The 23,190-nt window shown below is 61.8% G+C and carries 25 protein-coding genes; 15 read left to right on the top strand and 10 right to left on the bottom strand.

Annotated features, from left to right (window positions below; all coding sequences use genetic code 11):
* Position 1: 1 nt before the first annotated feature.
* Complete coding sequence (locus tag ACVI9W_RS11720) at positions 2 to 1,384, bottom strand: glutamine synthetase family protein (RefSeq protein WP_038615917.1); 1,383 nt, start codon at positions 1,382 to 1,384, stop codon at positions 2 to 4.
* Between the two features lie 244 nt (positions 1,385 to 1,628).
* Between ACVI9W_RS11720 and ACVI9W_RS11725 the strand changes: the two genes are divergently transcribed.
* The 5 genes from ACVI9W_RS11725 (at position 1,629) to ACVI9W_RS11745 (ending at position 6,359) form a co-directional block, all read left to right on the top strand.
* A complete protein-coding gene (locus ACVI9W_RS11725) occupies positions 1,629 to 2,507 on the top strand; it encodes a LysR family transcriptional regulator (protein WP_461530063.1) in 879 nt (292 codons plus the stop codon).
* Between the two features lie 220 nt (positions 2,508 to 2,727).
* Complete coding sequence (rpoZ, locus tag ACVI9W_RS11730) at positions 2,728 to 2,994, top strand: DNA-directed RNA polymerase subunit omega (RefSeq protein ID WP_028942466.1); 267 nt, start codon at positions 2,728 to 2,730, stop codon at positions 2,992 to 2,994.
* A gap of 60 nt (positions 2,995 to 3,054) precedes the next feature.
* Complete coding sequence (spoT, locus tag ACVI9W_RS11735) at positions 3,055 to 5,163, top strand: bifunctional GTP diphosphokinase/guanosine-3',5'-bis pyrophosphate 3'-pyrophosphohydrolase (RefSeq protein WP_038615922.1); 2,109 nt, start codon at positions 3,055 to 3,057, stop codon at positions 5,161 to 5,163.
* 23 nt (positions 5,164 to 5,186) lie between these two features.
* A complete protein-coding gene (locus ACVI9W_RS11740; RefSeq protein ID WP_038615925.1) occupies positions 5,187 to 5,567 on the top strand; it encodes a RidA family protein in 381 nt (126 codons plus the stop codon).
* Positions 5,568 to 5,624: 57 nt separating this feature from the next.
* Positions 5,625 to 6,359 (top strand): hypothetical protein, encoded by a 735-nt coding sequence (locus tag ACVI9W_RS11745; protein ID WP_038615928.1) that lies wholly within the window; start codon positions 5,625 to 5,627, stop codon positions 6,357 to 6,359.
* A gap of 12 nt (positions 6,360 to 6,371) precedes the next feature.
* Here ACVI9W_RS11745 and ACVI9W_RS11750 read toward each other — a convergent pair whose 3' ends face one another.
* A complete protein-coding gene (locus ACVI9W_RS11750; protein ID WP_461530064.1) occupies positions 6,372 to 7,229 on the bottom strand; it encodes an SDR family oxidoreductase in 858 nt (285 codons plus the stop codon).
* A gap of 196 nt (positions 7,230 to 7,425) precedes the next feature.
* On the opposite strand from ACVI9W_RS11750, the gene exbB reads away from it, so the two are divergent.
* From exbB to ACVI9W_RS11780, 6 genes are all read left to right on the top strand, one after another.
* Positions 7,426 to 8,412 carry a tonB-system energizer ExbB gene (gene exbB / locus ACVI9W_RS11755; protein ID WP_461530065.1) on the top strand — a complete coding sequence of 329 codons (987 nt, stop codon included), beginning with the start codon at positions 7,426 to 7,428 and terminating at the stop codon, positions 8,410 to 8,412.
* Between the two features lie 3 nt (positions 8,413 to 8,415).
* Positions 8,416 to 8,841 carry a TonB system transport protein ExbD gene (gene exbD, locus ACVI9W_RS11760; RefSeq protein ID WP_038615935.1) on the top strand — a complete coding sequence of 142 codons (426 nt, stop codon included), beginning with the start codon at positions 8,416 to 8,418 and terminating at the stop codon, positions 8,839 to 8,841.
* A complete protein-coding gene (locus tag ACVI9W_RS11765; RefSeq protein ID WP_157190539.1) occupies positions 8,838 to 9,575 on the top strand; it encodes an energy transducer TonB in 738 nt (245 codons plus the stop codon). The genes exbD and ACVI9W_RS11765 overlap by 4 nt, the downstream gene beginning before the upstream one ends.
* 93 nt (positions 9,576 to 9,668) lie before the next feature.
* Positions 9,669 to 10,589 (top strand): hydrogen peroxide-inducible genes activator, encoded by a 921-nt coding sequence (locus ACVI9W_RS11770; protein ID WP_038615940.1) that lies wholly within the window; start codon positions 9,669 to 9,671, stop codon positions 10,587 to 10,589.
* Positions 10,590 to 10,598: 9 nt separating this feature from the next.
* Complete coding sequence (recG, locus tag ACVI9W_RS11775; RefSeq protein WP_038615942.1) at positions 10,599 to 12,674, top strand: ATP-dependent DNA helicase RecG; 2,076 nt, start codon at positions 10,599 to 10,601, stop codon at positions 12,672 to 12,674.
* Between the two features lie 78 nt (positions 12,675 to 12,752).
* Entirely contained in the window at positions 12,753 to 14,153 is a 1,401-nt protein-coding gene (locus tag ACVI9W_RS11780) for an aminoacyl-tRNA deacylase and HDOD domain-containing protein (RefSeq protein WP_461530066.1), read from the top strand.
* A gap of 23 nt (positions 14,154 to 14,176) precedes the next feature.
* Here ACVI9W_RS11780 and ACVI9W_RS11785 read toward each other — a convergent pair whose 3' ends face one another.
* The 7 genes from ACVI9W_RS11785 to ACVI9W_RS11815 form a co-directional block, all read right to left on the bottom strand.
* On the bottom strand, positions 14,177 to 14,551 hold the full coding sequence (locus ACVI9W_RS11785; protein ID WP_157190543.1) for an SCP2 sterol-binding domain-containing protein: 375 nt from the start codon (positions 14,549 to 14,551) through the stop codon (positions 14,177 to 14,179).
* A 124-nt stretch (positions 14,552 to 14,675) separates the two neighbouring features.
* Positions 14,676 to 15,653 carry an SEL1-like repeat protein gene (locus ACVI9W_RS11790; RefSeq protein ID WP_461530067.1) on the bottom strand — a complete coding sequence of 326 codons (978 nt, stop codon included), beginning with the start codon at positions 15,651 to 15,653 and terminating at the stop codon, positions 14,676 to 14,678.
* Positions 15,650 to 16,537 (bottom strand): hypothetical protein, encoded by an 888-nt coding sequence (locus tag ACVI9W_RS11795; protein ID WP_461530068.1) that lies wholly within the window; start codon positions 16,535 to 16,537, stop codon positions 15,650 to 15,652. Before ACVI9W_RS11795 ends, ACVI9W_RS11790 begins: the two co-directional genes overlap by 4 nt.
* Positions 16,534 to 16,926, bottom strand: a complete 393-nt coding sequence (locus ACVI9W_RS11800) for a hypothetical protein (RefSeq protein ID WP_461530069.1) — start codon at positions 16,924 to 16,926, stop codon at positions 16,534 to 16,536. Before ACVI9W_RS11800 ends, ACVI9W_RS11795 begins: the two co-directional genes overlap by 4 nt.
* A gap of 198 nt (positions 16,927 to 17,124) precedes the next feature.
* Entirely contained in the window at positions 17,125 to 17,400 is a 276-nt protein-coding gene (locus ACVI9W_RS11805; RefSeq protein ID WP_003213368.1) for an HU family DNA-binding protein, read from the bottom strand.
* Between the two features lie 187 nt (positions 17,401 to 17,587).
* Complete coding sequence (locus ACVI9W_RS11810) at positions 17,588 to 18,736, bottom strand: NAD(P)/FAD-dependent oxidoreductase (RefSeq protein WP_461530070.1); 1,149 nt, start codon at positions 18,734 to 18,736, stop codon at positions 17,588 to 17,590.
* Positions 18,737 to 18,769: 33 nt separating this feature from the next.
* Positions 18,770 to 18,937: a rubredoxin gene (locus tag ACVI9W_RS11815; protein ID WP_028942479.1), complete on the bottom strand. Its 168-nt coding sequence runs from the start codon at positions 18,935 to 18,937 to the stop codon at positions 18,770 to 18,772.
* Positions 18,938 to 19,106: 169 nt separating this feature from the next.
* Between ACVI9W_RS11815 and ACVI9W_RS11820 the strand changes: the two genes are divergently transcribed.
* Positions 19,107 to 19,670: a chorismate--pyruvate lyase family protein gene (locus tag ACVI9W_RS11820; protein WP_342623708.1), complete on the top strand. Its 564-nt coding sequence runs from the start codon at positions 19,107 to 19,109 to the stop codon at positions 19,668 to 19,670.
* Positions 19,670 to 20,557: a 4-hydroxybenzoate octaprenyltransferase gene (gene ubiA / locus ACVI9W_RS11825; RefSeq protein ID WP_461530071.1), complete on the top strand. Its 888-nt coding sequence runs from the start codon at positions 19,670 to 19,672 to the stop codon at positions 20,555 to 20,557. Before ACVI9W_RS11820 ends, ubiA begins: the two co-directional genes overlap by 1 nt.
* Before the next feature lie 67 nt (positions 20,558 to 20,624).
* On the opposite strand, the gene ACVI9W_RS11830 is transcribed toward ubiA, so the two are convergent.
* Positions 20,625 to 20,996, bottom strand: coding sequence for a COG4315 family predicted lipoprotein (locus tag ACVI9W_RS11830; protein WP_038615961.1), 372 nt, complete (start codon positions 20,994 to 20,996; stop codon positions 20,625 to 20,627).
* Between the two features lie 145 nt (positions 20,997 to 21,141).
* On the opposite strand from ACVI9W_RS11830, the gene phoB reads away from it, so the two are divergent.
* Together phoB and phoR are read left to right on the top strand one after the other, a co-directional pair.
* Entirely contained in the window at positions 21,142 to 21,831 is a 690-nt protein-coding gene (gene phoB / locus ACVI9W_RS11835; RefSeq protein ID WP_038615964.1) for a phosphate regulon transcriptional regulator PhoB, read from the top strand.
* Positions 21,832 to 21,911: 80 nt separating this feature from the next.
* A complete protein-coding gene (gene phoR, locus ACVI9W_RS11840) occupies positions 21,912 to 23,186 on the top strand; it encodes a phosphate regulon sensor histidine kinase PhoR (protein WP_461531826.1) in 1,275 nt (424 codons plus the stop codon).
* Positions 23,187 to 23,190: the final 4 nt, after the last annotated feature.

Consider the following 23,190-nt stretch of genomic DNA (forward strand, 5'->3'; position numbering starts at 1 on the left):
ATCACACGGTATGCAGGTACCAGTTGTATTCGAGGTCGGAAATCGACACCTCGAATTCGGCCATTTCGCTTTCCTTGCAGGCGACGAAAATGTCGATGTAATCCGGGCTGATGTACTTGTTCAGCACTTCGCTGTCATCGAGTTCACGCAACGCATCGCGCAGGTTGTTCGGCAGGCTCTGCTCCAGTTGCTCGTAGGAGTTGCCTTCAATCGGCGCGCCCGGCTCGATCTGGTTGGTCAGGCCGTGGTGAATACCGGCCAGAATCGCTGCCATCATCAGGTACGGGTTGGCATCGGCACCGGCTACGCGGTGTTCGATGCGCACCGCATCGCTGCTGCCGGTCGGTACACGGACCGCCACGGTGCGGTTGTCCAGGCCCCAGCTTGGCGCATTGGGCACATAGAACTGGGCACCGAAACGGCGGTAGGAGTTGATGTTCGGGCAGAGGAAGGCCATCGACGCCGGCATGGTTTCCAGGACGCCACCGATGGCGTGGCGCAGGGTCTCGCTCTGCTCGGGGTCATCGCTGGTGAAGATGTTCTTGCCGGTTTTCTTGTCCAGCAACGAGATATGCACATGCAGACCGTTGCCCGCCTGGCCCGGGTAAGGCTTGGCCATGAAGGTGGAATCCATCTCATGGTCGTAGGCGATGTTCTTGATCAGGCGCTTGAGCAGTACCGCATAGTCGCAGGCCTTGATCGCGTCGGCGACGTGATGCAGGTTGACCTCGAACTGCGCAGGCGCGCTTTCCTTGACGATGGCATCGGCAGGAATGCCCTGTTCTTTCGCTGCTTCGAGCATGTCCTGCAGGCAGTCGACGTACTCGTCGAGATCGTCGATCAGGTACACCTGGGTCGATTGCGGACGCTTGCCGGAGATCGGCGAGCGCGGCGGTTGTGGACGGCCGTTGAGGTTGTCCTGGTCGATCAGGTAGAACTCCAGCTCGAACGCCGCACAGATATCCAGGCCCAATGCGTCGAATTTCTCCACGACGCCACGCAAAACCTCACGCGGGTCGGCAAAGAACGGCGCGCCGTCCAGCTCGTGCATGGTCATCAGCAACTGCGCAGTAGGGCGCTTCTGCCAGGGTTCGTAGCTCAGGGTGCCAGGGATCGGGAAACAGATACGGTCGGCGTCGCCGATATCCAGGCCCAGGCCGGTGCTTTCCACGGTCGAACCGTTGATATCCAGGGCGAACAGCGAGGCCGGCAGGTTTATGCCTTTTTCGTAGACTTTGACCAGGCTCGCACGCTCGATGCGCTTGCCACGTACCACGCCGTTCATGTCGGCAATCAACAGATCGACAAACTGCACCTCAGGGTGGGCCTGGAGAAATTCACCCATCTCGTCGAGAGGGATGGCGCGCGGGGAGACCGACGTCATGGCTAGGCATCCTTTGATTTTTTATCGAACGACTGTGGAGGAGGTACTGCGGCGCTAACGGGAGCGGCGATGGTTTCATTTGTTCTTTTAAGTAGTCCCATCGTGGGGAACTGCAGAACGTTGTCATATAGGACTTTCGTTCCACATGCTGACAACGTCGCGAGTTGATTCACGACTGCTGCCGCACTATAGAATGGCCCTAGCGCAACAGACATTGGCATTTAGGCAAGCAAAGAGTGCACCCATGCAATATCAGATCAGTCACGCCGACCTCTCACTGGTACTCGCCCTGGTACGCGGACGCTCACTGGCAAAGGCCGCAGAGCTGCTGCGGGTGGATGTTTCGACGGTGTTCCGCTCGATCCGGCGCATGGAAGCTGCCCTCGGTACCGCGTTGTTCGTAAAGAGCCGCAAAGGCTACATCCCCACCGGTACCGCCCAGGCCCTGGCCGAGCAGGCCGAGCGCGCCGAACAGGCCCTGGATGCCGCGCGGGTGGCGCTGGAGCACGGTGAGCAGGTGGTCAGCGGTACCGTTCGTCTGACATGTACCGACGCCGTGCTGCACAGCCTGCTGCTGCCGGCCCTGGCCGAGTTCATGCCGGCCTATCCGGCCCTGTCGCTTGAACTGGCGACCTCCAACACCTTCGCCAACCTGAGCCGCCGCGATGCCGACCTGGCCCTGCGCCTGACCAACGCGCCACCGGAGCACCTGGTCGGCCGCTGCCTGGGCTCGGCTTCTTATGTGGTCTGTGGCCGCGAGGAGTATCGCGAAAAGCTCAAAGAAGCCCCGGCCAGCCTGCCCTGGATTGCACCGGACGATGCCATGCAGGACCATCCCACGGTGGTCTGGCGCAGTGAGCATCTACCCAGTGTGACGCCCCGTTATCGCTGCAGTAGCATCTCGGCCATTGCCCAACTGGTGACTGCCGGACTGGGCGTGGCGGCGCTACCCGACTACATGGCCCACACCCTGCCGGGCGTCGAGCCGTTGAGCGAGGCCCTGCCCGGTTGCGACACCGAGGTATGGCTGCTGACCCGCCCGGATTGCCGGGCTTTGCGCTCGGTGCAGACCTTGTTCGATGAACTGACGCCGCGGCTGCGCGATGCCTTGGGGCGCCAGTAAAATCGTCATCGTGGGGCCTGTGGGAGCGGGCTTGCCCCGCGATGCTTTAAATCCGACAACACGACAAACAGTTGTGCCAGAGCCCCTGAAGTGGTTATCGTCAGCGCTATCAAGGACCCGAAACAAAATCAAAGCTTCCCTAAAGGCTGGTGATTTTTTAAACTATCGAGTCCGCTCGCCCATTCGGGCTGAACACCGCATTTGCTACTTGAGGAAGACCATGGCCCGCGTAACCGTTGAAGACTGCCTAGAACACGTGGATAACCGTTTTGAGCTGGTCATGCTCTCTACCAAGCGTGCCCGTCAGCTGGCCACCGGCGGCAAAGAGCCGAAAGTGGCATGGGAAAACGACAAACCTACCGTCGTTGCCCTGCGTGAAATCGCTGAAGGCATCTGCACCCCTGAATTCATCGCTGCCGAATCCATTGTCGAAGTCGAGCCTGCCTTTGCATTTGGTAGCGAGGAAGAGGCCAACGAGGCGGTCTAAGCCTATGCCTGGTCGACGTAGTACGGCGCAGGTCCCCTTTCCTCGACAGGAGGTAATCCTGTGCCGAGCATAGACGCCCTCGCCGATCGTCTGTCGACCTACCTCGGCGCTGACCAGGTCAACCTGGTGCGCCGAGCGTACTTCTACGCCGAACAAGCCCACGATGGCCAACGCCGTCGTAGCGGTGAAGCCTACGTCACACATCCGCTGGCGGTGGCAAGCATCCTCGCCGACATGCACATGGACCATCAGAGCCTGATGGCGGCCATGCTCCATGACGTGATCGAAGACACCGGCATCGCCAAGGAAGCCCTCAGCTCGCAATTTGGCGAGACCGTGGCCGAACTGGTCGATGGGGTCAGCAAACTGACCCAGATGAACTTCGAGACCAAAGCCGAAGCCCAGGCGGAAAACTTCCAGAAAATGGCCATGGCCATGGCCCGGGATATCCGCGTGATCCTGGTCAAACTGGCCGACCGCCTGCACAACATGCGCACGCTTGAAGTGCTGTCAGGCGAAAAACGCCGGCGCATCGCCAAAGAAACCCTGGAAATCTACGCCCCCATCGCCAACCGTCTGGGGATGCACAGTGTGCGCGTGGAATTCGAAGACCTGGGTTTCAAGGCCATGCACCCGATGCGCTCCGCGCGCATCTACCAGGCAGTCAAGCGCGCCCGCGGCAACCGCAAGGAAATCGTCAACAAGATCGAAGAGTCGCTGGCCCACTGCCTGGCCGTCGACGGCATCGAAGGCGAAGTCAGCGGCCGCCAGAAGCACCTGTACGGCATCTACAAGAAGATGCGCGGCAAGCGCCGCGCCTTCAACGAGATCATGGATGTCTATGCGTTTCGCATCATCGTCGACAAGGTAGACACCTGCTACCGCGTGCTCGGCGCCGTGCACAACCTGTACAAGCCGCTGCCCGGACGCTTCAAGGACTACATCGCAATTCCCAAGGCCAACGGCTACCAGTCGCTGCATACCACGCTGTTCGGCATGCACGGGGTACCTATCGAGATCCAGATTCGCACCCGCGAAATGGAAGAGATGGCCAACAACGGCATTGCCGCCCACTGGCTGTACAAGTCCAGCGACGACGAACAGCCCAAAGGCACCCACGCCCGCGCCCGCCAGTGGGTCAAAGGCGTACTGGAGATGCAGCAACGCGCAGGCAACTCCCTGGAATTCATTGAAAGCGTGAAGATCGACCTGTTCCCGGACGAGGTCTACGTGTTCACGCCCAAAGGCCGCATCATGGAGCTGCCCAAAGGCTCCACGGCGGTCGATTTCGCTTACGCGGTGCACACCGACGTCGGCAACAGTTGCATCGCCTGCCGGATCAACCGGCGCCTGGCGCCACTGTCCGAACCGCTGCAGAGCGGCTCGACGGTCGAGATCGTCAGCGCTCCGGGCGCGCGACCGAACCCAGCCTGGCTGAACTTCGTCGTCACCGGCAAAGCCCGCACGCACATCCGCCACGCCCTCAAGCTGCAGCGCCGTTCCGAGTCCATCAGCCTCGGCGAACGCCTGCTGAACAAAGTGCTCAATGGTTTCGACAGCGCCCTGGACAAGATTCCCCAGGAGCGCGTCCAGGCCATGCTCAGCGAGTACCGCCTGGAGCAGCTCGAGGACATGCTCGAAGACATCGGCCTGGGCAACCGCATGGCCTATGTGGTCGCACGCCGCTTGCTGTCCAGCGAAGGCGAGCAGCTGCCGACCCCCGAAGGTCCATTGGCGATCCGCGGTACCGAAGGCCTGGTGCTCAGCTATGCGAAGTGCTGCACACCGATCCCGGGCGACCCGATCGTCGGCCACCTGTCGGCCGGCAAAGGCATGGTCGTGCACCTGGAAAATTGCCGAAACATCAGTGAAATCCGCCACAACCCGGAAAAGTGCGTGCAGCTGTCCTGGGCCAAGGATGTCACCGGTGAGTTCAACGTCGAACTGCGCGTCGAGCTGGAGCACCAACGCGGCCTGATCGCACTGCTGGCCAGCAGCGTCAACGCCGCCGACGGCAACATCGAAAAAATCAGCATGGATGAGCGCGATGGTCGCATCAGCGTGGTCCAACTGGTGGTCAGCGTGCACGACCGCGTGCACCTGGCCCGCGTGATCAAGAAACTGCGTGCCCTGACCGGGGTGATCCGCATCACCCGCATGCGCACGTAGCCCAATAACAGCAAGGAGTCATCATGACCAAGACCGTCATCACCAGTGACAAGGCCCCCGCCGCCATCGGTACCTACTCCCAGGCGATCAAAGCCGGTAACACGGTGTACATGTCCGGCCAGATCCCACTGGACCCGAAAACCATGGAACTGGTCGAAGGCTTCGAAGCCCAGACCGTTCAGGTCTTCGAAAACCTCAAGGCGGTTGCTGAGGCTGCCGGCGGTTCGTTCAAGGACATCGTCAAGCTGAACATCTTCCTGACCGACCTGAGCCACTTCGCCAAGGTCAACGAGATCATGGGCAAGTACTTCGAACAGCCGTACCCAGCGCGCGCCGCCATCGGTGTTGCCGCCCTGCCACGTGGCTCGCAAGTTGAAATGGACGCGATTCTGGTCCTCGAGTAATACCCCGCGCGGCGAGCCGCCCGGCTCGCCCTCGCTCTGCCCCGGAAGGATCCCGCCATGCGCCACGCGCTTGCCCTGACCCTGGCTGCCGCACTGCTGAGCGGATGCGCCAGCCACAAACCTGAAGACTACAACGGCATCTGGATCAACCAGAAAGCCATCGATACTGCCGCCAAAGGCGTCAGCCTGCGCCAGGCCCTGCACGACAACGGCCCGAACTTCGAATGGAAGGTCAATGTCGCCGCTGCGCAGGCCAGCTTCGACAACGGCTTTGAAATTGCCGAAGGCCAGCTCAAGGCTGGCGACAAGCAATACCAGGTGGAATTCTCCGGCAACCAGGTCGCAACCCTGGTCCTGGACGGTGACGAGCTGGTGCAGAACACCAGCGACTGGGCACCGCAACAGAGCTTCGAGAAAGCCCGTACGCCTGCCCCTATGGGCGCTCGCACCGGCACCACGTTTGAACAGGCCCTGTACAACGCCTACCTCGGTGGCGAGTGGAAGATCGTCGAAGGCCCGGGCCAGGGCGCCCTGGTGCATTTTCGCGACAACGGCAGCGTCGAGGGTTTACCCAACCTGGACCGCTACGCGCTGTGCCTGGCCGGCGACTGTGCCGACATGAGCGGCAACAACGACAGCCTCTGGCTGGAGCGCAACCAAAAAGGCGCGCCGTGGATCTTCAAGCGCAATGGCGATCAGCTGGAAATTCTGCGCGCCCTCAACAGCGCGCAGCCTGACGAAAAGCCGCAACTGCAACCTGGCGCTCGCCAGTGGTTGCTCGAGCGCGACTGACCCGCTGGTGAACTAAGCGCGCCCTTCAAGGATGGCTGCATAGCCTTCCTTGTAGCTTGGGTACTGCGGCGCCCAGCCCAGTGCCCGGGCACGGGCGTTGCTGCAACGCTTGCTGCCGGTACGACGTACCCGATCCTGTTCCGACCACTCGGTGACGCCCATGTACTGGCGCAGCCAGGCCACCACTTCGGCCAGCGGTGCCGGGGCATCATCCACGCCGATGTAGCAATCCTCCAGCGCCTGCCCCCCAGCGTCGGCCTTGAGCAGAAAAGCCAGCAAGCCGGCGGCATCCTCGGCATGGATGCGGTTGGCATACAGCGGCGGCTCTTCTGTGACCCGGTAACCCTGGCGCACCTGGCTGAGCAGCCATTCCCGTCCCGGGCCATAGATACCGGTCAGACGCACGATGGAAGCCGGTATGCCGCTGGCCAGCGCCAGCTTTTCCGCCTCCAGCATCACCGTACCGCTGTAGTTCTGCGGCTCGGCCACCGATGTCTCGTCGATCCATTCACCGCCCTGCTGGGCATAGACGCCGCTGCTGGAAACGAACAGCAAGCGCTTCGGCGCCTGTCCACGCTCAGCCAACCAGCTCAGGACATGCTTCAAGCCATCGACATACGCGGCTCGATAACCGGCCTCGTCATGCTGACTGGCCGCTGCGCAGTAGACCAGATAGTCCGGCGCCGCTGATGGCCAGGTGGCCGGACACTGCGCGTCGAACAGGTCCGCAGCCACGCCCGTGATCCCGGCCGGCAACTGCTCGACGCTGCGACGCAGGCCGCTCACCTGCCAGTTGCACGCCAGCATTTGCTTGGCCAGACGGCTACCGACATCCCCACAACCGACGATCAGAACAGAACACGCAGACATCCCGAAACTCCGCAAATCAAAGGCCCAGCCTATCCAAATAAATCGATAGGCGGCTAGCGATGATGGAAAAAAAGTAACTTTATTGCTTCTGCTAACAAGAATTACTTGCAATAATGGCCGCCGAATTTTTGTTCTCGGCCTGTCTCGAGGCCTAGAAGGACAACCACCTCTTTCTTCTTCATCAGGTCCGGCCAGCATGACACGTATCCAACCTTCCGCTTCGCCAACCACGCCGCGCGTATGGCGCGCCATTGCCGCGCTGATGTTCAGCCTGGCAGTGGCCCCGGCTGCACTGGCCGATGAGCCGACCACAGCCGCTGCCGCCCCCGCCGCTGCCGTAGCCCCGGCTGCAGCGCCTGCCGCGCCAGGCACCGAGCCAGCTGCTGCGCCGGCCGCCGCTGCCGCAGCGCCGGTTGATGGCCAGGCTGTTACCGAAGCCGAAGAAGTCGAAGCGCTGGTTGAAGACACCAGCCTGGGCATGGCCCACGACCTGTCCCCATGGGGCATGTACAAAAACGCCGACATCGTGGTCAAGATCGTCATGATCGGCCTGGCCATCGCTTCGATCATCACCTGGACCATCTGGATCGCCAAGGGCTTCGAGCTGATGGGTGCCAAGCGCCGTCTGCGCGGTGAAATCGCCCTGCTGAAGAAATCCACCACCCTCAAGGAAGCCAGCGATGGCGCCAACAAGGAAGGCACCCTGGCCCACCTGCTGGTTCACGATGCCCTGGATGAAATGCGCCTGTCGGCCAACGCCCGCGAGAAAGAAGGCATCAAGGAACGCGTCAGCTTCCGCCTTGAGCGCCTGGTAGCCGCCAGCGGCCGCAACATGAGCAGCGGCACCGGCGTATTGGCCACCATCGGCTCCACTGCACCGTTCGTCGGTCTGTTCGGTACCGTGTGGGGCATCATGAACAGCTTCATCGGCATCGCCAAAACCCAGACCACCAACCTGGCTGTGGTTGCTCCCGGTATCGCCGAGGCCCTGCTGGCCACCGCACTGGGTCTGGTTGCCGCAATCCCGGCGGTCGTCATCTACAACGTCTTCGCCCGCTCCATCGCCGGTTACAAGGCTCAGGTTGCCGACGCCTCGGCAGAAGTCCTGCTGCTGGTCAGCCGCGACCTGGACCACCAGCCAGGTGAACGCGCCACTGCACCTCACATGGTGAAAGTGGGGTAATCCATGGGCCTGCATCTTAACGAAGGTGGCGACGACCTCGCCGAGAACCACGAAATCAACGTCACGCCGTTCATCGACGTGATGTTGGTCCTGCTGATCATCTTCATGGTGGCAGCGCCCCTGGCAACCGTCGACATCAAGGTTGACCTGCCCGCCTCGACTGCCAAACCGGCACCGAGGCCGGAGAAGCCGATCTTCCTCAGCGTCAAGGCTGACCAGAACGTCTATGTCGGCGAAGAGCAGGTCCAGCGCGACCAGCTCGGCGCGGTACTCGACGCCAAGACCAAGGGCGACAAGGACACCACGATCTTCTTCCAGGCCGACAAAGGCGTGGATTACGGCGATCTGATGGAAGTCATGAATTCGCTGCGCGCGGCCGGTTACCTGAAAGTCGGTCTGGTCGGGCTTGAGACGGCAGCCAAGAAATGATCAAGACGCGGCATAAGTTCGCGCGTTACGGCACCAGTCTGGCGATTGTGTTGGGTATCCATGCTGTCGCCGTGCTGCTGACGCTCAATTGGTCGGTACCCCAAGCGATCGAGTTGCCGCCTGCGGCAATGATGATCGAGATGGCCCCGATGCCCGTACCGGCGCCTCCACCGCCGCCCAAGGTAGTGACCCCGCCACAGCCGCCAGCGCCGGTTGAAGAACTGCCGCTGCCGAAACTGGCCGAGGCACCGAAACCGAAAATCGCCATCGCCAAGCAGGTCAAGCCGAAGGCTAAACCGCAGCCGCCCAAGCCTGAGAAAAAGCCTGAGCCGCCGCAAGACAAGCCTACCGACGAGCAAGTGGTCGATACGCCGCCGAGCAACGCGCCTGCGCAGAAATCCGCAGCGCCGGCACCGAGCATCGCCACCAACAGCAATGCCCTGCCAACCTGGCAGAGCGATCTGTTGCGCCACCTGGCCAAGTACAAGCGCTACCCGGAAAACGCCCGGCGCATGCGCATGGAAGGCATCAACCGGTTGCGTTTTGTAGTCGATGGCGAGGGCAAGATTCTGTCGTACACCCTGGCCGGTGGCTCGGGCAGTGCGGCACTGGATCGGGCGACTCTGGAGATGATCCGTCGCGCCCAGCCGGTGCCACCACCACCCAAGGAATTGCTGAATAACGGCAGCATCGAAGTGATCGCGCCATTCGTCTACTCGCTGGACAAGCGCTGACGCTTTGTTTCTGTCACAAACAAGCAACTCTGATAACGTGCGTCTATCGATTGCAGCCGCTATGCTGGGGCCGCAACTTCATGGACGCACGTTATGACCCTCACAGAATTGCGCTACATCGTCACCCTCGCCCAGGAACAGCACTTCGGCCATGCCGCCGAGCGTTGCCATGTCAGCCAGCCGACTCTGTCGGTCGGCGTGAAAAAGCTTGAGGACGAGCTGGGTGTACTGATCTTCGAGCGCAGCAAAAGCGCTGTACGCCTGACCCCGGTTGGCGAAGGCATTGTCGCCCAGGCGCAGAAAGTCCTCGAGCAGGCCCAAGGCATCCGCGAACTGGCCCAGGCCGGCAAGAACCAGCTGACCGCACCGCTGAAAGTCGGGGCGATCTACACGGTTGGCCCTTACCTGTTCCCGCACCTGATTCCACAGCTGCATCGGGTTGCCCCGCAGATGCCGTTGTACATCGAAGAAAACTTCACCCACATCCTGCGCGACAAGCTGCGCAACGGTGAGCTGGACGCGGTGATCATCGCCCTGCCGTTCAACGAGGCCGATGTCCTGACCCTGCCCCTGTACGATGAACCTTTCTATGTGCTGATGCCCAGCGAGCACCCCTGGACCAAGAAGCAAACCATCGACGCCAGCCTGCTCAACGACAAGAGCCTGCTGCTACTCGGCGAGGGCCATTGCTTCCGCGACCAGGTACTCGAAGCCTGCCCGACCCTGACCAAGGGCAGCGACGGCACCAAGCACACCACGGTCGAGTCCAGCTCGCTGGAAACCATTCGCCACATGGTCGCGTCGGGTCTTGGCGTGTCGATCCTGCCGTTGTCGGCGGTACACAGCCATCACTACGCTCCCGGGGTTATCGAAGTGCGTCCGTTGAGCCCGCCGGCACCGTTTCGCACGGTGGCGATCGCCTGGCGCGCGAGCTTCCCGCGGCCCAAGGCAATCGAGATCCTCGCCGACTCCATCCGCCTGTGCTCGGTGGCCAAGCCACCTGCGAGCGCGTAGGAAGTCGCCATGCCGGAGTTGTCCCAGGTATCGGTAACTGCATTGAAGGGCGTTGGCGAGGCCATGGCCGAGAAACTCGCCAAGGTCGGCCTGGAGAACCTTCAGGATGTGCTTTTCCACCTGCCCCTGCGCTATCAGGACCGCACTCGTGTGGTCCCGATCGGCGCCCTGCGCCCTGGCCAGGATGCGGTGATCGAAGGGGTGGTCAGCGGCACCGATGTGGTCATGGGCAAGCGTCGCAGCCTGTTGGTGCGCCTGGGTGACGGCACTGGTGTGCTGAGCCTGCGTTTCTACCACTTCAGCAATGCGCAGAAGGAAGGCCTCAAGCGCGGCACCCACCTGCGTTGCTACGGCGAAGCCCGTCCCGGCGCCTCGGGGCTGGAGATCTACCACCCGGAATACCGCGCCCTGACTGGCGACGAACCGGCGCCAGTGGAACAGACCCTGACGCCAATCTACCCGACCACCGAAGGCCTGACCCAACAGCGCTTGCGCCAGCTGTGCCAGCAAAGCCTGGCGATGCTAGGCCCGCGCAGCCTGCCGGACTGGCTGCCAGTGGAGCTGGCCCGGGACTACCAGCTCGCGCCGCTGGACGATGCCATCCGCTACCTGCATCACCCGCCGGCCGATGCCGACGTCGACGAACTTGCCGAAGGCCAGCACTGGGCTCAGCACCGTCTGGCCTTTGAAGAGCTGCTGACCCACCAGCTGTCCCAGCAGCGCCTGCGCGAAAGCCTGCGGGCGCAACGGGCACCGGTATTGCCCAAGGCAACACGCTTGCCCCAGCAGTACCTGGCCAACCTCGGCTTCGCCCCGACTGGCGCCCAACAACGGGTCGGCAACGAAATTGCCTACGACCTCAGCCAGCCCGAGCCAATGCTGCGTCTGGTCCAGGGCGACGTCGGCGCCGGCAAGACCGTGGTTGCCGCCCTTGCCGCCCTGCAGGCTCTGGAAGCTGGCTATCAGGTCGCGCTGATGGCTCCTACCGAGATTCTCGCCGAACAGCACTTCGTGACCTTCAAACGCTGGCTGGAGCCGCTGGGCATCGAAGTGGCCTGGTTGGCCGGCAAGCTCAAAGGCAAAGCTCGCGTCAGCGCCCTGGAACAGATCGCTGCTGGTGCACCGATGGTGGTCGGCACCCATGCCCTGTTCCAGGACGAGGTGAAGTTCAAGAACCTGGCCCTGGCGATCATCGACGAGCAGCACCGTTTCGGCGTACAGCAGCGCCTGGCGCTACGCCAGAAAGGCGTGGGCGGCCAGCTCTGCCCGCATCAGTTGATCATGACCGCAACGCCTATCCCACGGACCTTGGCGATGAGTGCCTACGCCGACCTCGACACCTCGATCCTCGACGAGCTGCCGCCCGGGCGTACACCCGTCAACACTGTATTGGTCGCCGACAGCCGCCGCTTCGAAGTGGTCGAGCGGGTCCGCGCCGCCTGCGCCGAAGGCCGCCAGGCCTACTGGGTCTGTACGCTGATCGAAGAATCCGAAGAGCTGACCTGCCAGGCCGCCGAAACCACCTTCGAGGAGCTGGGCAGCGCCTTGGGTGAGCTACGTGTCGGCTTGATCCACGGGCGCATGAAGCCTGCCGAAAAGGCCGCCGTCATGGCCGAGTTCAAGCAAGGCCACCTGCAGCTACTGGTGGCGACCACGGTGATCGAGGTCGGCGTCGATGTCCCCAACGCCAGTCTGATGATCATCGAGAACCCTGAACGCCTGGGCCTGGCGCAGCTGCACCAGTTGCGCGGGCGGGTCGGCCGGGGCAGTGCGGTGAGCCATTGTGTACTGCTCTACCACCCGCCGCTGTCGCAGATCGGTCGCGAACGACTGGGGATCATGCGTGAAACCAATGATGGCTTCATCATTGCCGAGAAAGACCTGGAGCTGCGCGGCCCCGGTGAAATGCTTGGCACCCGCCAGACCGGCCTGTTGCAGTTCAAGGTCGCCGACCTGATGCGCGATGCCGACCTGCTCCCCGCCGTGCGTGATGCCGCTCAGGCCCTACTGGCGCGCTGGCCCGAGCATGTCAGCCCGCTGCTGGAACGCTGGCTGCGTCATGGCCAGCAATATGGACAGGTGTGACACCCGTCCCAGAATGGATCCAGCTGAAGGTCCAAGCTGGTTATACTCTTGCGATCGTAAAATTTCTGGATACAGACCATGACTGAAGTTGCCCTGGATACCGCAACCCCCCACGCTCCGTCTGTTATCCGGTTGCTGCTGGAAAAGCTCGGCATTGCCTATCGTGAAGTGCTGGATCGTCCGCAGTTGTTGCCCGAGCGCAAGATCCAGGCGGTGTTGCTCGATGACGAAGTCGGCGCGTTGATGGTGCTGTTCGCGCAGAACCAATTGCTCGACCTCAACCGCCTGACCGAGCTGACCGGTCGCAAGCTGGCCGCCGTGCCCCTGGATCGCCTGAAAACCATGCTCGACAAGCATGGCCTGAAAATCCTCCCCGGCCTTCCGGCACTGACCAGCTCGCCTTGCCTTTATGATGAGAGCCTGCTCAAGCCTGAAAAGCTGCTGATTCACTCCGGTGAGGCAGGCCTGCTGCTGGAAATCGAACGCGACGACTTCAAGAAGATGCTGAGCAAGGCCAGCGCCGGCAATTTTGGCGAGCCGCTGAGCAGCATCCGGCCGAACCTCGACCGCCCGACCGACGACCGCGAAGAAATCACCCAGGCGGTCCAGGCCTTCACCGCCCGGCGAATCCAGCAGCGTCTGGAAAATACCATCGAGATTCCGCCACTGGCGGAAACCGCGCAAAAGATCATCAAGCTGCGCGTCGACCCCAACGCCACCATCGACGATATCACCGGCGTGGTCGAGACCGACCCGGCCCTGGCGGCCCAGGTGGTCAGTTGGGCGGCCTCGCCCTACTACGCCTCCCCCGGCAAGATTCGTTCAGTGGAGGACGCCATCGTCCGCGTGCTGGGCTTCGACCTGGTGATCAACCTGGCACTGGGCCTGGCACTGGGCAAAACCCTGAGCCTGCCCAAGGACCATCCACAGGCCACCACACCGTACTGGCAGCAGTCGATCTACACCGCAGCGGTGATCGAAGGCCTGACTCGCGCCATGCCTCGTGCCGAGCGCCCGGAAGCCGGCCTGACCTACCTCGCCGGCTTGCTGCACAACTTCGGCTACCTGTTGCTGGCGCATGTCTTCCCGCCGCACTTCTCGCTGATCTGCCGCCACCTGGAGGTCAATCCGCACTTGTGCCACAGCTATGTCGAACAGCACTTGCTGGGCATCAGCCGTGAGCAGATCGGCGCCTGGCTGATGCGTTTCTGGGACATGCCCGAGGAGCTGGCCACCGCGCTGCGCTTCCAGCACGACCCACAGTACGACGGAGACTACGCGGCGTTCCCGAACCTGGTGTGCCTGGCTATTCGCCTGCTGCGTGCCCGCGGTATCGGCTCGGGCCCGGAAGAGTCCATCCCGGACGAACTGCTTGAGCGCCTGAACATCTCCCGCGAAAAAGCAGAAGATGTGGTGAGTAAAGTGCTGGAAGCAGAAGCCCTGCTACGCGAGCTGGCCTCGCAATTCAACCAGCACTGAGCAGAGTGGCCTGCCCCTGCGGGTCAGGCCTTCTTCTTGGGTTTCAGGTACTTCATCAGGCCCTGGAACCAGATCACCAGCGCCGGATTGCCCTTGATCTGGATGCTCTTGTCCTGAATCCCCTGCATGAATGCCAATTGCTTGTTCTTCGCTTGCAAGGTGGCGAAACCGAAGGCCGCATCCTTGAAGGCAATGGCGAAGGCCGGCTGCGGGTGCGTGCCGGACTGGCTGCTGATACGCATGTCCTTGACGATGAAATGGCGCGCCGCCTTGCCGTCGAGGGTCTGGAGCTGAAATACCAGATCCTTGTCGGCCAGTTGCTGCTGGAACGCCGGGTTCTTGCGACTGGCCTTGGCCATCAACAACCCCATGGCCCAAAGGAGAAAGCGAAACTTCATGTGCACGCCTCGGCTAAAAAGTGACTGGCGAAGCAGTTTATAGTCTCGCTATAAAAACACCATACTTTGCCGCACATTTCGCGAAGATCATGGCAATTTGCTCTGTAACCGGGTAATTCGCGGCTTAGTAGCAACGTCCCCCGGGCTGCGCACCGGCTTGTTGCAAGCGTTTTACGCTGTCCACGTACTCCACAACCCCTTTTTCTCGCGCCAGCTCATAGCAGGCCAGCGCACGCGACAGGTCGATGGCGCCGCCCAAGCGGCCACTCTCCCAATCTGACGCCAAGGTTGTCAGCGACTCCCAGTTGCCCATGTCGATCGACCTGATCAGCCATGAACGGGCACGCTCAGGATCCATGCACGGGCCATCGTAGCTCTGGTCAGTCCCTGAGCAATAGAACCCGTACAAGGCAGCCGCACCCGCAGGCAAGCTCTGCGCAGCGGCGAGGAACAGCTTCTCGGTCACCGCGGCGCTCAAAGCAGGCGCCATTCCGGAATAACCCAGGCTCGCAGCGGCCAGGCTGGCGTCCGGGTTGCCCGAAGCTGCAGCGCACAGCAGAAACTGCATGCCTACGTCGAAAAACTCTGCAGTAGGTGGATACTTCTCCACCCCGCCCAGGGCCAGGAAGATGTTGGCTTTGCGGTAGCAGACCTCCTCGGCCGGGTTCATCTTTGGTAGCCCTGTCAGCAGCAGGCGTGACTCATCCACCGACCAGTCATCGACGGAGACCAACGCCCAGCACGCCTTGCGTTCGAACTGATAGCCCCTGAGCCGATCGAGACCGCCGCGTTTGTCCAGCACCCGAACATGGCCATCACTCAAGTGCTGCACCTCCAGGCCCTTGAGACCCGCCGTCAAGGGTGCGATCAATGGCAATGCAAGCTGCGCGCCCTGCATCGCCCGGACCAATGGATAGACGTTATCCTGCAGCCCCTGCAACTGGCTGTAGAGGACTCGTCCGCTGCTGGCTTGGCGTTGCACCTGAGGATCGTTGGCAAACTCGTGCAGGAAGCTGTCGAACTCAGCCACGCATGAAGTCTCGGCCATGGCTGGAGGGACCAGCACGCTCAATAGCAGCAGACACAATAAAACCCTGATCACGATTGTGGCTCCTGGCTGCGCGACCGTGCCCGCTCCGGGATGATCCCCGGCTTACCGGCGCTGTTCATGGCCTGGACATAGCTGCGGTAGTACTCGGCAGCCTGTTTGCGCTTGTACAACGCCCAGAGGCTGTCGGCGATGTTGAGCTTGAGTACGACCCGCTGCGGCACGACCCCTTCGACTTTGGCAAACAGCTCATAGGCCGCGCTGTGCCACTCGCCCTGCTGCAGGGCGTAGCCGAGGTCGTTGTACAGTGCCGCGGTCTGCGCGTTCAGCGGCTCCTCTCGCAGCAGCCGTGGCAGCTCGATATCGAGGTAGGTATACACCGCATCGCGGTCCTCGATTGCAAGCCGCGCGAGGACGATTTCCCGCGCCAGTTTCAACGAATCCCGCTCATGCCCTCGCACCTGCTCCAGCAACTTCTGCCTGGCCAGCGACGGCGTGTGGTACCAGTGATGCTGGCGCCAGTTTTCCGTGATGTTCCCTTCGTAACCGGACAACGCCAGCGAGGCGCGGGCGTCACGGAGCAGTGCGCCGTTGTCCCAGAAGTACACGCCAGCCTGAAATACCAGGCCGTTGAGCGCGTAGTACTCAAAACCCGGATGAGCGACCACCGCTGCGCATTGCACCACGAGGTAATCCTTGTCGCCGCGCACGGTGAAGACGTCACGCAGCTGCACCTGGCCCAGCTCGGGCTGGCAGACATCGGCCAGCGACTGAGACCGCCCATCGCCTCCCGTCAGCTGCGCCTGCCAACGATTGTCCTGCAGCGTCAACTGCACTTGCGAGGTGCCACTGAAGTCCGGCGTCAACGTGAAGGTGCGAGTGTCGGCCAAGGCCTGCGCAACACCCAGACCACAGATCAATGCCAGCAGGCGCCTCATGCATGCACCTGCGGGCTGGCGGCCGGCTTCAAGCGACGCCCCATCCCTTCACTCAAAAGCACCGCCAGCAGTGTCAGGCCACCATTGAGGCTGCTATAGAACAGGGCGCGCACCGGGTGCTCCGGCAACAGCCAATAGAGAATGAGCAAGGCTTGCACCAGGGTCAGCAGCAGACGAACCCTGAGGCGCAGGAACAACGCAATCGGCACACTGAATATCATCAGCAGGTACCAGGCCCCCCAGGCAACCATGCCGGCTGCCACGCCCCGGGCAGTGAAGCCACCGAAATGCTGTTTGTAGTAGCTCACGGCGTAATCGTTGAGCAGCACGAAGAGCACGCAGGCCAATGCATGCAAGGCGAAATTGAGCAGAAGACGGCGCCGGATCATGCGGCACCTGAATCGCGAGCGACCGCCACGGCGGTCAATGACATACCTTTGCAGTGCATCCTGCGCCCCTCCCTGGACGTGTCCCGCTGCCATCGCGACAGGGGCGCCGTATGCTAGTCACAAGCTCCGGGCGGGGCAATAAAAAACGGGCACCGTGTCGGGTGCCCGTTTTTCAACGCAATCAATCTGTGCGAGGCATCACGGATTGACGCTGTCCTTCAGGGATTTACCTGGTTTGAAGGCAACCGTGTTGCTGGCTTTGATTTTGACTGGCTCACCGGTTTGCGGGTTCTTGCCAGTGCGAGCGCCACGATGACGCTGCAGGAATGTACCGAATCCGACCAGCGTCACGCTGTCCTTGCGGTGCAGGGCGCCAGTGATTTCTTCGAGCACGGCGTTGAGCACGCGATTGGCTTGCTCTTTGGTGAGGTCGGCCTTTTCAGCAATAGCTGCGGCGAGTTCTGGTTTGCGCATAGTGAAGCCTCTTAGACGGTTTTTTGTTGTTATGCCGTGCTGCTCTTCAAGAACAGCGCCCAAGGCACCGCAGGCTCTAAACTGCGGCAGACGGGAGTGAGGATGGCATGCCGTCAGGGGCCGCGCCAGTCTCTGGGCGGCCATTGTTGCGGCAATAACAGGGGAAATCCGACAGAACGCCAGCTATTTACGCCATGAGCGCCGGAAGCTGCCGATTTAGAGCCAGTTTCTCCATCACCGCCGAGCCCGTCAGGGCGTAACCCAGCAGGTTGCCATTGACGTCATGACAGAGCACCTTGAGGTCAAGGCCCTGACCTTCGACCTGCCATGTACCTTCGCGGCCATGGGGTGGCGGCGAGACCACCAGCGGACAAGCCGGTGTCTTCACCGTAACCGGCATAGGGCCGTAGGCAACTGCTGTCGGGTTGCCAGCCAGGGTTTGTGCCAGCGCGCGCGCGCAGCTCATCAACGGCATGACATAGAGCAGATTGAGGCCATCGACTTCGGCGCAATCGCCCAAGGCGTAGATATTGGCATGCGAAGTACGCAGGTGCCGGTCGACCACCACGCCACGGTTCACCTGCAAGCCAGCCGCAGAGGCCAGGTCGATGCGTGGACGCAGGCCAACCGCCGAAACCACCAGGTCACACGCGATCACCGTACCGTCCGAGAGGTGCGCCTCCAGCCCTTCGGCAACCCGTTGCAGACGCGTCAGCACCGGCCCGAGATGAAAGCGCACGCCAAGCGCCTCCAGGCCAGTCTGCACGGCGGCGGCGGCTGCCGGGTGCAGCAAGGTCGGCATGACCTGCTCGCACGGCGCCACCAGCTCGACCTGGAAGCCGCCCAGGCTCATGTCGTTGGCGAATTCACAGCCGATCAGGCCGGCCCCGAGGATCAACACCCGCTGCTTGCCCGCCGCCGCTGCACGGAAGCGGGCGTAATCCTCCAGATCGTTGATCGGGAAGATCGCCTCACCGGCATCGCCTTCGACCGGCACCTGCACGGTTTGCGCGCCCCAGGCCAGGATCAGGTCACGGTAGGCCACCTGCTCTTCGCCGATCCACAGGCGCTTGTGGCCCGGATCGATGCCGCTGATACGGGTATGGGTACGCACTTCGGCCTTGAGCTGTTCAGCCATGGCCCCCGGCTCGGCCATGCTCAGGCCGTCGGCATCCTTGTTCTTGGCAAAGCCGGTGGACAACATTGGCTTGGAATAGGAACGGCCGTCGTCGGCGGTAATCAACAGCAACGGCGTCTCGCCGTCGAGCTTGCGAAATTCGCGGGCCAGGTTGTAACCCGCCAAGCCAGTACCCACAATTACCACCGGTGCCGTCATGCCCTGTTTCCTTGCTTCCTGATTAAATTGTGATCAGCCGATGGCGATCATTTCGAAATCCATCTTGCCCACACCGCAGTCCGGGCACAGCCAGTCTGCCGGGACATCTTCCCAACGGGTACCCGGGGCGATGCCATCATCCGGCCAACCCTCGGCCTCGTCGTAGATCAGGCCACAAACAATACACTGCCACTTTTTCATCACTTACTTCCTCAACAAACCCAGGCATTGGAGTGGTCGCTCTCGGCAACATTACAGTGGCGACCTTCTCAAGGAGGGGCTTTGTACTGGAGCCAGGTGCCAGCATGCAAGCCGGATCGGGCAATCATGCTAAGCTCGCGGTCTCTTTAGCCTGTTAACCCATACCATCGTGCCGTACGAAACATCGCAAGCGCCCGCTGCAGAATGGTTGCAGTACTCTCAGGTAGCAGACAGCGCAACGCCTGCGCTGCTTGACTGGTTGTTCGATCAAGGATCACTGACCCGTCGCCTGACTCGATTATCCGCCGATCACTTTTCTGTTACACCCCTTTACGAGGGTTGGCAGCCCCTGCGTGATGACGAGTGCCAGGCGCTGGATCTGGCGCCTGGTAGCGAAGGCTGGGTCCGCGAAGTGTACTTGCGCGGCCACGGCCAGGCCTGGGTGTTCGCCCGCAGTGTCGCCTCGCGCAGTGCCCTCGAAAGTGGCGGGTTGGACATGGAAGCGCTGGGCAGCCGCTCGCTGGGCGAACTGTTGTTCTGCGACCAGGCCTTTACGCGCCGCGCCATTGAGGTCTGTCATTACCCCAAGGCCTGGCTGCCGGCGATCGACGCCAGCGACAAGCTCTGGGGGCGTCGCTCGCGCTTTGATCGGGCCACACTGAGCGTGCTGGTTGCCGAAGTCTTCCTGCCGTCACTGTGGCAGGCCGCCGAGATTTCCGGGGAGATCCGCTGATGTACCTGCAGCTGCTCAAGTCGCTCAATCGTCTGCATCCGCGCGCCTGGGACTTCATTCAGTTGAGCCGCATGGACCGGCCGATCGGTATTTACCTGCTGTTGTGGCCGACGCTGTCAGCGGTGTGGATTGCCGCCAAGGGCACCCCGACTCTGGCCAACGTGCTGATTTTCACCCTCGGCGTGGTGCTGATGCGTGCGGCCGGTTGCGCGATCAACGACTTCGCCGACCGCAAGGTCGATGGCCACGTCAAACGCACCGCCGACCGCCCGTTGGCAGCCGGCCGGATCAATGCCCGCGAAGCACTGGTGCTGTTTGCCGTGCTGGTCGGCGTGAGCTTCCTGCTAGTGCTGTGCACCAATGCCCAGACGGTATGGTTATCGTTCGGCGCGGTGGCGTTGGCGGCCTGCTATCCCTTCATGAAGCGCTACACCTACTACCCGCAAGTGGTGCTCGGGGCGGCTTACTCCTGGGGCATTCCCATGGCCTTTACCGCAGCCAACGGCGAGCTTCCGGCCATCGCCTGGCTGCTGTACATCGCCAACCTGCTATGGACGGTGGGCTATGACACCTACTACGCCATGGTCGATCGCGACGATGATCTGAAGATCGGGGTCAAATCTACCGCGATCCTGTTCGGTGAAGCCGACCGGATGATTATCCTGACCCTGCAAGTGCTGTCGCTAGGCTGTTTGCTGATGGCCGGTAACCGCTTTGAACTGGGAGGCTGGTTCCACCTTGGGCTGGCGGCCGCCCTGGTGTGCTTCGTCTGGGAATTCTGGACCACCCGCAAGCTGGACCGCGAATCGTGTTTCAAGGCCTTCCTGCATAACCACTGGGCCGGGCTGCTGGTATTTGTCGGGATCGTGCTGGATTACAGCTTCTGATTCGTCGCGGGGCAGGCCCGCTCCCACAGAGCAGTGGGAGCGGGCCTGCCCCGCGATTGCGGCACGACTACTTGATCACATGCCAGACATCCTTCATGCCGTCACCGGTCATGTCACCGGCTTTCTTGTCCTTGATGAAGGTGTACACCGGCTTGCCTTTGTAGGCCCATTGCATCGAGCCATCGTCACGCTTGATCTGTGTCCAGCCCTCCTCGGCCATGTCGCCGTCTTTGACCATCAGCGGCGGCCAGTTCTTGGCGCACTCATCGTTGCACATGGACTTACCGCCCGAATCCTTGTCAAAGGTGTAGAGCGTCATGCCAGCATGGTCGACCATCACACCGTCTTTCATCATGGCATGATGCGCCGACGCCATTCCTGGCAACGCCAGTGCCACCGCAGTGAAAAGCGCCATCCAGTTCAGCGTATGTCGTGTCATTGGATCCACCGTGTTTCTCGGGAGAGGGAATTTAAGCCTAGCCCAGTAACCGAATGTTGCTGAAACGCCCACGACTTGTCACACGACTGCAATAATTCCGTTATCTAATGCGGGCCAAGACACCTGAACGGGAAGAGGTTTGAACATGGTTGGCAGAAACATTCTGATCGTTGACGACGAAGCGCCAATCCGCGAGATGATCGCCGTTGCATTGGAAATGGCCGGCTATGACTGCCTGGAAGCAGAAAACTCGCAGCAGGCCCACGCGATGATCGTCGACCGCAAGCCGGACCTGATCCTGCTCGACTGGATGCTTCCGGGCACTTCGGGCATCGAACTGGCCCGACGCCTGAAGCGCGACGAGCTGACCGGCGATATCCCGATCATCATGCTCACCGCCAAGGGTGAGGAAGACAACAAGATCCAGGGTCTTGAAGTCGGTGCCGACGACTACATCACCAAACCCTTCTCGCCCCGTGAGCTGGTCGCCCGGCTCAAGGCCGTGCTGCGCCGCGCTGGCCCAAGCGATGGCGAAGCGCCCATTGAAGTCGGTGGCCTGCTGCTCGATCCGATCAGCCACCGCGTGACCATTGATGGCAAGCCAGCTGAAATGGGCCCGACCGAATACCGTCTGCTGCAGTTCTTCATGACCCATCAGGAGCGCGCCTACACCCGCGGCCAATTGCTCGATCAGGTCTGGGGCGGCAACGTCTATGTCGAAGAACGCACCGTCGACGTGCACATCCGCCGCCTGCGCAAGGCACTGGGTGATGCCTACGAGAATCTGGTACAAACCGTACGCGGCACCGGTTATCGCTTCTCCACCAAGAGCTGAACCGCTATATCAGGCCCAAGGTATTGGAAAGGACGCGTCGTTAATTGAACCAGAACTGGCATGGCACCCTGATTCGCCACATGCTGCTATTGATCAGCGCCTGCCTGCTGGTCGGCCTGATCAGCGGCTATTATGGCTGGAGCCTGGCCCTGGGCCTGGCGCTCTACCTGGGCTGGACCCTCAAGCAATTGCTGCGCCTGCATGAGTGGTTGCGCCTGCACAAACCCGACGAAGCACCGCCTGATGGCTATGGCCTGTGGGGCGAGGTGTTCGACAGCATCTATCACCTGCAACGCCGCGACCAGCGCGTGCGTGGCCGTCTGCAGGCGGTGATCGACCGCGTGCAGGAGTCCACCGCCGCGCTCAAGGACGCGGTGATCATGCTCGACAGCGACGGCAACCTGGAGTGGTGGAACCGCGCCGCCGAAACCCTGCTGGGCCTGAAAACCCCACAGGACAGCGGCCAGCCAGTCACCAACCTGGTGCGCCACCCGCGCTTCAAGGAGTACTTCGAACAGGAGAACTACCTCGAACCGCTGGAGATCCCTTCGCCGATCAACGACCGCCTGCGCGTACAGCTGCATATCACCCGCTATGGCAACAACGAGCACCTGATGCTGGTACGCGACGTCACCCGTATCCACCAGCTCGAACAGATGCGCAAGGATTTCGTTGCCAACGTCTCGCATGAACTGCGCACGCCGCTGACGGTGATCGCCGGCTACCTGGAAACCCTGCTCGACAACGTCGAGGACGTGAATCCGCGTTGGGTCCGCGCCTTGCAGCAGATGCAGCAACAAGGCGGACGCATGCAGACCCTGCTCAATGACCTGCTGTTGCTGGCCAAGCTGGAAGCCACCGATTACCCCTCGGACAACCAGCCGGTGGCGGTTGAAGCCTTGCTGCAATCGATCAAGAGCGATGCCCAGGCGCTGTCAGGCCAGCGTAACCAGCGCATCAGCCTGGAAACCACACCCGGTATCTTCCTCAAGGGCAGTGAGGCCGAGCTGCGCAGCGCGTTCTCCAATCTTATTTTCAACGCGGTCAAATACACCCAGGACGAAGGACAGATCCGCATTCGCTGGTGGGCCGACGAACAGGGCGCGCACCTCAGCGTTCAGGACTCAGGTATCGGCATTGACGCCAAGCACCTGCCACGCCTGACCGAGCGTTTCTACCGGGTCGACTCCAGCCGCGCCTCCAATACCGGTGGCACCGGCCTTGGCCTGGCGATCGTCAAGCACGTACTCTTGCGTCACCGCGCACGCCTGGAGATCAGCAGCGTACCCGGCCACGGCAGCACCTTTACCTGCCATTTCGCCCCCGTGCAGATTGCCCAGCGCCTGGCTTCCTGAGGCC

The organism is Pseudomonas sp. 210_17 TE3656 (assembly GCF_054821965.1).